The 6,392-nt window shown below is 71.4% G+C and carries 6 protein-coding genes; 5 read left to right on the top strand and 1 reads right to left on the bottom strand.

What is annotated here, in order from left to right:
- Positions 1-345: 345 nt before the first annotated feature.
- Positions 346-1,689: an MFS transporter gene (locus tag ACILQS_RS07275; protein WP_395639452.1), complete on the top strand. Its 1,344-nt coding sequence runs from the start codon at positions 346-348 to the stop codon at positions 1,687-1,689.
- Positions 1,690-1,762: 73 nt separating this feature from the next.
- Entirely contained in the window at positions 1,763-3,277 is a 1,515-nt protein-coding gene (locus ACILQS_RS07270; protein WP_395639451.1) for a molybdopterin-dependent oxidoreductase, read from the top strand.
- On the opposite strand, the gene ACILQS_RS07265 is transcribed toward ACILQS_RS07270, so the two are convergent.
- Positions 3,274-3,915 carry a LysE family translocator gene (locus ACILQS_RS07265; protein ID WP_395639450.1) on the bottom strand — a complete coding sequence of 214 codons (642 nt, stop codon included), beginning with the start codon at positions 3,913-3,915 and terminating at the stop codon, positions 3,274-3,276. The genes ACILQS_RS07270 and ACILQS_RS07265 overlap by 4 nt on opposite strands.
- A 35-nt stretch (positions 3,916-3,950) precedes the next feature.
- Between ACILQS_RS07265 and ACILQS_RS07260 the strand changes: the two genes are divergently transcribed.
- From ACILQS_RS07260 to ACILQS_RS07250, 3 genes are read left to right on the top strand one after another with little or no spacing between them, the layout of a single operon-like run.
- Positions 3,951-4,514, top strand: coding sequence for an RBBP9/YdeN family alpha/beta hydrolase (locus ACILQS_RS07260; protein ID WP_395639449.1), 564 nt, complete (start codon positions 3,951-3,953; stop codon positions 4,512-4,514).
- Entirely contained in the window at positions 4,511-5,488 is a 978-nt protein-coding gene (locus ACILQS_RS07255; RefSeq protein WP_395639448.1) for a Gfo/Idh/MocA family protein, read from the top strand. Before ACILQS_RS07260 ends, ACILQS_RS07255 begins: the two co-directional genes overlap by 4 nt.
- Complete coding sequence (locus ACILQS_RS07250) at positions 5,488-6,390, top strand: alpha/beta hydrolase fold domain-containing protein (RefSeq protein WP_395639447.1); 903 nt, start codon at positions 5,488-5,490, stop codon at positions 6,388-6,390. The genes ACILQS_RS07255 and ACILQS_RS07250 overlap by 1 nt, the downstream gene beginning before the upstream one ends.
- Positions 6,391-6,392 lie beyond the last annotated feature (2 nt).

Raw genomic sequence — 6,392 nt, 5'->3', positions numbered from 1 at the left:
CGGTCGCGTCGGACGAGGCGGGCCGGGTCAGCCCGATCCCGATGCCGAGAGCGATCAGGGAGAGGGTGAGCAGTCCGATCAGGAGCGCGAGAAGTCTCTTGCGGGAACGCATGGGGGATCACTTTCGGTACGCGCGGGGGGACGCGCTGCGCTCCTCGACGTGAAGGGGTCACGCGATCGACGAGAGCCTGCGGGGGAAGGCGGAGGTGGGGGACGACCGCCGTCCTCATCTTGAGGGTTCCTCGATGTCACGTCAACCGAGCTGTCCTCACGAATGGGGACCGCTGTGGCCCCAGTTCGGGGGGTCGGGCGGCGGCGCGCCCGAGACGAGTACCCTCGAGTCACGTGACCGAAGCCCCCGTCGAGCCGAAGCGCCGGCGGTTGGTCGACCTCACGCCGCTGCGGGTCTCGCCCGCCTTCGCCCGCCTCTGGTTCGGCGGCGCCATCTCCGGCATCGGGGCGATGCTCACCGTCGTGGCGGTCGGCCTGCAGGTGTACGAGATCACCGAGTCGACGTTCGCCGTCTCCCTCGTCGGTGGCATCGGCCTCATCCCGATGATCGTCGCGGGACTGTGGGGCGGCATGATCGCCGACGCCTTCGACCGCAAGAAGGTGCTGCTGGCGAGCGCCCTCGTCGGCTGGATGTCGACGATCGGCCTCGCGCTGATCGCCTGGTTCGACACGACGTTGAGTCATCCGCCGGTCTGGCCGCTCTACGTGCTCGCGACCCTCGGCTCGGTCGCCGCGACCGTGCAGATGACGACCCGGTCGGCGGTGACGCCGCGACTGCTTCCCGGCGAACTCGTCCCCGCGGCGAGCGCCCTCAACGGCATCTCGTTCGGGGTGCAGCTGACCCTCGGGCCCGCCCTCGCCGGGGTGCTCGTCGCCTCGGTCGGTTTCGGGTGGACCTACCTCGTGGACGTCGTGCTGTTCACGACGATGTTCCTCGGCATCGTCACCCTGCCGAAGATGGCGAAGGCCGAAGGGGTGGAGCGTCCGGGATGGAGGTCGCTCAAGCAGGGCGTCGACTTCCTGCGGAACGCCCCCAACATCCGGATGTCGTTCATCGTCGACATCGTGGCGATGACCTTCGGTCGACCGCACGTGCTGTTTCCGGCCCTCGGCGCCGGCGTCATCGGCGGCGGCGCGGTCACCGTCGGCATCCTCACCGCGGCGATGGCGGCGGGTACCTTCCTCGCCAGCTTGTTCAGTGGCCCGGTCGGCCACGTGCGCCGTCACGGCCTCGCCGTCGGCCGGGCGATCACGGTTTACGGCGGGTTCGTGCTGTTGCTCGGCCTGACGGTGCTCGCGATGGAGTTCGGCCTCGCCAACGGTCTGGTCGCCGACGTCGGCAAGAGTTTCGCCGACGTCAACTGGGCCGCCCTCGGCGTCGCCGCCTTCGCGATGCTGGGAATGGGCGCGAGCGACGAGATCAGCGCGATCTTCCGCGGCACGATGCTGCTCATGGCCGCCCCCGACGGGATGCGCGGGCGCCTCCAGGGCATCTTCACCGTCGTGGTCACCGGCGGTCCGCGGATCGGCGACCTCTACATCGGCGTCTTCGCCACCGCCGTGGCCCTCTGGTTCCCGCCGGTGCTCGGCGGCATCCTCATCATCGGGCTCATCGCGCTGCTCGTGCGCGTGCAGCGCAGCTTCCGCGACTACGACGCGCGCACCCCCACTCCGTAGGCCCGTCGGCTCCGAATCCCCGGCGTGAGCCGGGATCGCACGCGTAGGGTGCTGCCATGAGACGGCTGCGTTCATGAGACGACAGTGGCTGTGGCCCGCGCTGGCCGGGGTGGCGGCCGTCGCCTTCGGACTCGGCGTCGCCGAACTGGTGGCCGGTCTGCTCGCCCCGCGCGCGAGCCCGCTGCTCGTCGTCGGCTCGCTGATGATCGACCTCGCGCCGCCGTGGGCGAAGGATGCGGCGATCGCCCTGTTCGGCACCGCCGACAAGATCGCGTTGCTCGTCGGCATCGGCCTCGTGCTCGTCGCTCTCGCCGCCTTCGCGGGCTGGCTGCATGCCCGACGCCCGCTGCTCGCCCGTCTGCTCATCGTCGCCGGCGGCATCTTCGGCATCGTCGCCGCGATGACCCGGGAGGGCTCGTCGCTGCTGGATGCGATCCCCGCGACGGTCGCGCTCGTCGCGGCGGTGCTCGCCCTGAGTGCTCTCCAGAAGCGCACTCCGGCCGAGAGCCCGCGCGACGGCGACCTCAGCCGTCGCCGCTTCCTCGGCTGGGCCGGCGGGGCCACGGCGATCGGCGCGGTCGCCGCGCTCGGCGGCATCGCCCTCCAGGCCGGAGCGCGCGCCGTGACCGCCGTGCGCGACACCTTCGTGCTGCCGAGAGCGGCGACGACCGCGCCGCCCGTCCCCGCGGGGGCCGAACTCGCGGTCGACGGGATCTCCCCCCTCGTCACACCGAACGCCGAGTTCTACCGCATCGACACCGCCCTCCAGGTGCCCAACCTCGATCCGACCCAGTGGAGCCTGCGCATCCACGGGCTCGTCGAGAACGAGGTCGTGCTGACCTGGGACGAGCTCATCGCCCTCCCGCTCGAAGAGAGCTACACGACGCTGATGTGCGTGTCGAACGAGGTCGGCGGCGGGCTGATCGGCAACGCCCTGTGGCTCGGCTACCCCCTTCGCGAGCTGCTGACGCGCGCGAAGCCCGCGGGCAGCGCCGACATGGTGCTCTCGCGCAGCTCCGACGGCTTCACGGCATCCAGCCCGATCGAGGCGCTCACCGACGACCGCAACGCGATCCTCGCGGTCGGCATGAACGGCGAACCGCTGCCGCTCGAGCACGGGTTCCCGGTGCGCATGGTCGTGCCGGGGCTCTACGGCTACGTCTCGGCGACGAAGTGGGTCACCGAACTCGAAGTCACCCGCTTCGACGCGCGCACCGCGTACTGGACCGACCGCGGCTGGAGCGAACGCGGCCCGATCAAGATCTCGTCGCGGATCGACGTGCCGCGCGGCGGATCGTTCGACGCCGGCGATGTCGTCGTGGCCGGGGTCGCCTGGCATCAGCACACCGGCATCGCCAAGGTCGAGGTCTCGGTCGACGAGGGGCCGTGGCGGGAAGCCGAACTCGCTGCGGCGATCAACGTCGACACCTGGGTGCAGTGGCGGTACGTCTGGGATGCCGACCCCGGGCAGCACGTGCTGCGAGTGCGGGCGACGAGCGTCGACGGCGAGGTGCAGACCGGCGAGGAGCAGGGCGTCGTGCCCGACGGCGCGACCGGCTACGACGCCGTCGGCATCGACATCCGCTAGTCCTTCGCGCCGGTCAGCGCGAGCACCCCGCCGAGGCCGATCATCATGACGCCGCCGGTGGCACCGAGCCGCTCGACCCGTTTCGGCGACCGCGCGAACCAGTCGCGCGCCGAGCCCGCCGCGAACGCCCAGGCCCCGTCGCTCACGAGGGCCAGCACGACGAAGATCCCCCCGAGCAGCAGCATCTGACCGGGAACCCAGCCCGCCTCCGGCGCGACGAACTGCGGCAGCACGGCGACGAAGAACGCGATCGTCTTCGGGTTCGAGATGCCGACGACGAATCCCTCGCCGAGCAGACGCCACGTCGTCTTCGGCACCGTCGACCCGCTCTGCACGGCGAGCGCGGTCTGCGTCCGGTGGCGGATCGCCTGGATGCCGAGGAACACGAGGTAGGCCGCCCCGGCGACCTTGATGATCGTGAACACGACGACCGACTCCGTCACGATCGCGCCGACCCCGAACGACACCGCGACGATGATCGGCAGGATTCCGATGGCGTTGCCGAGCACGCTCAGCAGCCCGCCGCGACGGCCCAGCGCAAGCGACCGGCCGACCACGAACAGCACGGTCGGACCGGGCATGATGACGAGCACCACCGCAGCAGCCAGGAACGCGAGGAGGTTGGGGAGCGGAAGCATGGCGCCACGGTACTCGGCTCCGCAACGATGAGTGGATGCCGCCGCGCTTCGTGATCCTCCACGGCTGGGAGAACCGCCGTCCCGCCGACCACTGGGAGCACTGGCTCTTCGACGAGCTCTCCGCCCGCGACCTCGAGGTGGACTACCCGCAGTTGCCCGACCCGGATGAGCCCGACCTCGACACCTGGCTCGGGCTCCTCGACGCGCTCGTGAGCCGCGGCGAGCGCGACGTGACCCTCGTCGTGCACAGTCTCGCGACATCCCTCTGGCTCACCCACCTCGCGCGGGGCGGCTCGCCGGGCCGCGTCACCCGACTCGCCCTAGTCGCGATCCCGTCGCCTGCGGTGCTCACGCCGACCGTCGTCGCGCCGTTCGTGGAGCACCCGCGACGGATCGGCGCGCTGCCGGGGGTGGAGCAGATCGTGTTCGAGGGGGAGGGCGACGAGTACTCGCCGGGCGGGGTGCGCGCCGACTACGCGATCGATCCGACCTTCACGGTCGAGGCGGTGCCGGGCGGCGGGCACCTCGTGCCGGCGTCGGGTTTCGGGCCGTGGCCGCGCATCCTCGAGTGGACGCTCGGTGTCAGACTGGGCGCATGACGCAGAACGGACTCCGCTGGGGCATCATCGGCGCGGGTGGCATCGCCAAGGCCCAGGTCAACGACATGAAGCTGCACGGCTTCGAGGTGACGGCGGTCGCCGCGCGCGACCTCGCGAAGGCGCAGGCGTGGGCCGACGAGATGGGCCTTCCGAAGGCGTACGGCAGCTACGAGGAGCTCGCGGCCGACCCCGACATCGACGCCATCTACGTCGCCACCGTGCACCCCGCGCACGCGGCGGCCGCGACGATCGCCCTCGAGGGCGGCAAGCACGTGCTCGTCGAGAAGCCGTTCACGATGGATGCCGCGGAGGCGCAGGCGCTCGTCGACCTCGCCACGTCGAAGAACGTCGTGCTGCTCGAGGCGATGTGGACGCGCTGGCTGCCGCACATGGTGCGCATCCGCGAGATCCTCGCCGAAGGCCTGCTCGGCGACGTGCGCGTCGTGCTCGCCGACCACGACCAGAACAACGAGCACGTCGAGCGCATGTACAGGCGCGAACTCGGCGGCGGAGCCCTCCTCGACCTCGGCATCTACCCGGTGTCGTTCGCCTGGGACGTCTTCGGCGCGCCCTCGACGGTGCTGGCGCACGCCACCCTCACCGATGCCGGCGTCGACCGCGAGACCGCGATCATCCTCGGCTACCCGTCGGGCGCGCACGCCGTGCTGCAGACCCAGATGAGCGGCACCGGGCCGAACCGCGCCGCGATCGTCGGCACCGAGGGCCGCATCGAGATCGAGTCGGTCTGGTACAACGTCGTCGGATTCACCCGCTACGACCGAGCCGGCGACGTGGTCGAACGCTTCGACGAGAAGGTCGACGGCCGTGGCATGCACTTCCAGGCCGCCGAGCTCGAGCGCATCGTCGCGTCGGGCGAACTCGCCGGCGAGATCCTGCCGCCGACCGAGACCGTCGGCATCATGGGGACCCTCGACGAGGTGCGCCGCCAGATCGGGCTGACCTACCCGAGCTGATGCCCTTCACCCTCCCGGAGTCGGCCGCCGTCCTCGTGCTCAGGGCGATGCGGGCGAACCGCATCTTCGTCTCACCCGACGCCGCTCGGGCCCGCATCCGCGAGCGCTCGTTGCGTCCGCTGCCCTACGGCCCGCCGTCGAATCTCCGCGCCGACGTCAGCACCGAGGTCGAGCACCGGCGCGGCTGGCCGCTGTACACGGTCACCCCGGTCGGCGGCGCCCCTCGCGGCACCGTCGTCTACGTGCACGGCGGCGGGTGGGTGAACGAGATCGCGGTGCAGCACTGGCGACTCGTCGCCGACATCGCGATCCGGACCGGGGCCACCGTGCTCGTGCCGATCTACCCGCTGATCCCGTTCGGCACGGCGGGCGAGGTGGTCGCCGAGGTCGCCGAGCTCGTGCGCGAGACGCTCCCGCACGGACCGGTCGCCCTCGCCGGCGACTCCGCAGGCGGGCAGATCGCCCTCTCGACGGCGCTGCGGCTGCGCGACACGGATGCCGTGGTCCTCCCCGCGACCGTTCTGCTGTCGCCCGCCCTCGACCTGACCTGGTCGAATCCGCGCATCCCCGAGGTGCAGCCGAGCGACCCCTGGCTCGCGGTGCCGGGGGGCCGGGTGCTCGCGGAGGAATGGCGTGGCGACCTCGATCTGCGGGACCCGCAGGTGAGTCCGCTCGCAGGGGACTTGCACGGCCTCGGCCCCGTCACCGTGCTGACCGGAACCCGAGACGTGCTCAACCCCGACGCGCACCTGCTCGTCGAGAAGTTGCGCGCCGCGCAGGTGCCCGTCGACCTGCACGAGGCCGTCGGCTCCGTGCACGTCTACGCGCTGCTGCCGACCCCGAACGGGCATGCGGGCCGCGCGACGATCCTGGCGACGCTGGCTGCTGCGCTCGGCAGCTGATG

This window comes from Pseudolysinimonas sp., from assembly GCF_044239695.1.
GTDB lineage: Bacteria > Actinomycetota > Actinomycetes > Actinomycetales > Microbacteriaceae > Pseudolysinimonas_A.
Note: the sequence above shows the minus strand (reverse complement) of the source record. Positions and strands in the feature narration are given on the sequence as shown.